The organism is Campylobacter concisus (genome assembly GCF_902460875.1).
GTDB lineage: Bacteria > Campylobacterota > Campylobacteria > Campylobacterales > Campylobacteraceae > Campylobacter_A > Campylobacter_A concisus_AA.
In genome coordinates this window covers 232,166-236,715 of the sequence record NZ_CABPVR010000007.1, presented here as the reverse complement: position 1 = coordinate 236,715, position 4,550 = coordinate 232,166, and the positions used below count along the sequence as shown (strand labels likewise).

Annotated in this window: 4 protein-coding genes; all 4 read left to right on the top strand. The window is 32.6% G+C overall.

The genetic code is table 11. The features are described 5' to 3' along the window. Positions 1-426: hypothetical protein (locus tag F3H01_RS05020; protein ID WP_188116351.1), on the top strand; the 426-nt coding region annotated here is incomplete at its 5' end. Further along, positions 423-968, top strand: coding sequence for a hypothetical protein (locus F3H01_RS05015; RefSeq protein ID WP_149725046.1), 546 nt, complete (start codon positions 423-425; stop codon positions 966-968). The genes F3H01_RS05020 and F3H01_RS05015, both read left to right, overlap by 4 nt. Further along, a complete protein-coding gene (locus F3H01_RS05010) occupies positions 968-3,826 on the top strand; it encodes a type VI secretion system Vgr family protein (protein WP_188116350.1) in 2,859 nt (952 codons plus the stop codon). Before F3H01_RS05015 ends, F3H01_RS05010 begins: the two co-directional genes overlap by 1 nt. A 235-nt stretch (positions 3,827-4,061) precedes the next feature. After that, on the top strand, positions 4,062-4,550 hold a 489-nt coding region (locus tag F3H01_RS05005), incomplete at its 3' end, for a retention module-containing protein (protein WP_188116349.1).

The following is a 4,550-nucleotide window of genomic DNA, read 5'->3' as shown; positions in this document are numbered from 1 at the left end:
ATAGACAAGTTTAATTGCGATGCGAATATAACTTTTAAAAGTAATGAACTTAGATATGAGCCAAATTTATTAGAAATCGCCTTTTTAATGAAAAAATTTAAGACTTTTGATGATCTTTTAGATAAAGGTACAAAGCCAAATGGTAGATTAGCTTTTTCTATGGGATCAGAATTTTTATTCTTTTTTCAAGATAATGGAGTTGGATTTGAGAGTAAAACACCTAGCAAGGAGCTACTAGAATTTATAAAAACTCAAAAATATAAAGAATTTAAAGAAGAGAAATTTAAATTAATTAAAAAGCAACTACAATACGGGCAAGACCCTAAAGACTACAAATATTTAAAATATATTTTGACACTCATAAATGATGAAAAGGATTTAGATAATTTATTAAAGAATAGAACTCAAAAGGAATTAGCGCAATGAAGCAATTGGCAATAATCATATTTCTCATAACATCTTTGTATTCACACGAAGCAAATTGCACGGATATGTTTGGGGTTATTTTTGATAAAAAAATAACTGATGAAAATACCGCTAAATACATAGAATATTATATAGACAAACTGGGTTGTGATGCTAATGCTAGCGTAAAATTAAATAATTTAATGGCTAGATCGAATTTATTAGAATTTGCTTACGATGCAAACAAGACTGGAACTATTGACATGCTTTTAGACAAGGGTGCTACTCCAAATGGCTGGCTATCTACATCAATAGGGCTTGACTTTTCGTTTTTTTTTAATAGCAATGGAGTTCCAATAGAGAATAAAAGAGCCAGTAAAGAATTGCTTAAATTTATAAAAACATCAAAATATAAGGAATTTAAAGAAGAGAAATTTAAACTGATTAAAAAACTATTAGATCATGGGCAAGACCCAAAAGATTATGCCGTTTTAAAATCTATTTTAAAAATTGTAAATGACGAAAAAGAATTTGATGAGCTAGTAGAAGGCAGGAATAGGTAATGGATTTATTTAATATAAGTAAGAAGAAACTCGAAGTAAAAAATGATAATACTGATTTAAAAGACTTTAAAGAAAAAACTACCTCACAAAATGCAAAAGACAATGTAGATGCTTTTATAAGAGTTTATCCTAAACCTCCGCTAATGGGCAAAATTTTTGATGCTGCTGGAGAAGGAGTAAAAAGAGGCATAGACGATCAAACAGAAATTAAATTCAGAAAATATAAAGAGGCAAAAAGGCTTGGCATACTGGAAGAGTCAAAGCCTACGATTAAATTAAATGATGCTGATATTAAAGAATTTGAAAAAAGATTACAAGAAGAAGAAAACGAAAAAAGATTGAAAGAGCAACAAATGGACAAAAATTTAACATCGCCAACATCATCACTGACTAAGCCTGTCATGCTAGCATCCGGTAACTCAGTGGCAACAGATGGCTTTGTGGACTACGGCGTATCTAACGATACCTTCTCAACTCTTCAGATAGCAAACGAGTCCAACGATAAATTTATCGTTACACGTGCAGATATTTATGAAAATTTAGAAAGTATATTTAGCATAGAGTGCTTTGCTTATATAAATTTGGTGAAAAACCCGCTTTATGAAAATTTAGACACCATCTACAATAACGATAAAAGTTACTCAAGCATATATAAATATCTTGATAAAAGTATAAAGCTAAGCATAAAAAGGCCGTCTTCAACAAATAAAAACATCGTTCCAGATGGTAGCTCAAACGATATGCACTTTAGTGGAATAGTAAGCGATGTAGAGTATCTTGGCGTAGATGATGAGACTAGTACAAATATAGATAAAAAATACTTCTTTAAATTTAAGCTAACTTCGCCACTATATAGACTAAGCATAAATAGAGCAAATAGAATTTATACAGACCAGAGCATTTTAGAAGTAGTAAAGGATATTTTAGCTTTTAATAAACAAAGACTAACCAAAGAGCTAGACTTCTCAAATATCAAAAATAACTACAACAAAAGAGAATTTATAGCCCAGTACAATGAGAGTGATCTAGCTTTCATAACAAGGCTTTGTCATGATAGCGGTATATATTTTTATGAAGACAATGAAAAAATTTACTTTCATGATACATTTATACTAGCTTATAGCAATCAAAATGAAAATTTTATTTCAAGCGATACAAGCAGTGGCAAGGAAGCTAGAAAAGTAAGCTTTAATGTAAATTTGAATAATAATCTAGCAACCGAACACATAAATAAAATAACAAAGAGCGAGACGCTAAAAGCAAATAGCTTTACGCACTCTTTTCAAAATACAGCTTATCCAAATGTGCTAGAGAGTAAAAATGAAAAGATATTTGACGAGCAGGTAAATATCTATGATAAGCATATAAATTTAGATGAGTATTCATTTAGTGATACTAGCTTGCTTGAAGTTAGCACCTACCTTAAGAAACTAAGAAGCGATATGCTTTTAAAAGAATTTACCGCTAGCTCAAATGTATTTGCGCTAAATTTAAATGACAATATCTCGGTAGCTATTGATGCTAGCAAAGGTGAATATGAGTTTAAAATAATAGCTTTAAAGCATACTTATATTGATGAGAGCGTTTTAGAAAATACCTTAAATTTGGGCGATAATGTCCCATTTAAAGATAAAAAATTTATAAGCTCATACACAAACGAGATAAGCATCATTCCAAGTAGTGTGAAATTTGTCCCAAGCTACAAGCAAAAGCCAAAAGCACCAGATATCACGCTAGGTCTTGTAGTTGGTCAAGATGGACTAAACAGCCAAAATAATACGATCCATACTGATAGCTATGGTAGGGTAAAGGTGAGGTTAAATGCTTTTAGTACGCAAGAGATAATCGATAAAGACGATGCCATCAACGCAAGCTATCACAAGAGCGCTTATCTAAGAGTGATAACGCCTATTGCTAGCAATAGCTCAGGATTTTTTGCCATACCAAGGATCGGTGATGAGGTGATCATCTCGTTTTTACAAAATGACATAGATAACCCAGTAGTAAGCGGTAGCCTATATAATGCCTCAAATACGCCACTTGTAAATGTAGATAGTAACTATCACCAAACATCTCTTAGCTCAAAAACAATTGGTGCAAATGAGACCGGTATAAACGAGATCACTTTATCAAATTTAAAAAATAAAGAGCAAATTTATGTAAAAGCAGAAAAGGACTATGACGAGCTTGTAAATAACGACTTTTCTCAAACAATACTAAATGACAAAAGCTCACAAGTGCATGGAAGTTACACCGAACGAGTAAAAAAAGCTCACATTCAGACGATAGATCTAGCAAAAAATGTAAATGTCGGAGGCGAGTATCTAACAACAGTCGGGCTTTCAAAAGATACAGTAGTGGGCGTCTCAAATACGCTAAACGTAGCTGTTGATAACAATACAAGAGTAGGTCAAGATAGTCATGAATTTGTAGGACATGATAAATTTGTAGAAGTAAAATCAAATCTTAATACGACCATACATAATGATGAGATGAGAGAGGTAAAAGGCACAAAAGAGCAAAATATAGATGGTGGCTATAAGCTAAATTCACAAAAAGGCATAAATGAATTTAGTAACGAGCATATTGTGCTTCAGGCAAATAGTTACATTGATGTAAATGCTAAGTCAAATTTTACAACAAAAACAGCTGCCCAGCACACAGAGATTGCTGATTCAAAATTTAGCAATATAGAGACGACTTATGAGGTAAATGCCAAAGATAAGATAATCCATCAAGTAGGTAGCACAAAAGTAACGATAGAAGGATCAAGTGTCGTGATAGAAGTAGCTGGCGTAAAGGCGATATTTGATAGTAGAGGGTTAAGAGTTATTGGTGGAGATATAAAGGCTTTATAAGATTATGTTTAAAGACTTGCTTTGTTGGCAAGTCTTTAAATTTTTTAAATAAAATCAATTTCTACTAAAACTAATGCTAAGAATTTTAAAAGCAAAGGCTAAATTCTAGGGCTACGATAAAAGATAGTCACACAAATATTTCACATGGTACAAACATGGTACAATAGACAAGCCCTTCTAAAATTTATATAATTCATTCAAAATTTCAAAGACTATAAACAATAAGGAGAACATGATGGCTAAAGAAGCCGGAGTAGTTAAAAGCGTAAACGGAGGAATAGTAAGAGCACTTAATGACTTAACAGGAGAGGTAAGACAATTAAGTGTAGGAGATATTGTATACCAAGGTGAAAAGATAGTTACAGAGGGTTCTAATTCTAAAGTAACAATAACTCAAACTGATGGTAAAGATATAACTTTAATAGGTAAAGATACTCTAACTCTAGATCAAGACTCTAACAATAACGAAACAGTAGCTGATATCTCAGCTTTACAACAAGCCATCTTAAAAGGAACAGATCTTAATGCTCTAGAAGAAACTGCTGCAGGTGGTCCACAAGCAGGTGGTAATGGTGGAGATGGCGTAAGCTTATCTTCTACTAGCTTTGCAGAAGGAGGCCACATTAGTAACATAAATGCTAATGTAGGAAGCATAGATGCTTTATCTCTAGCAGCAGGTGGAGATAATAGCTTTGGTGTAAGTGGAGGAAGTGCTGTTGGGGCT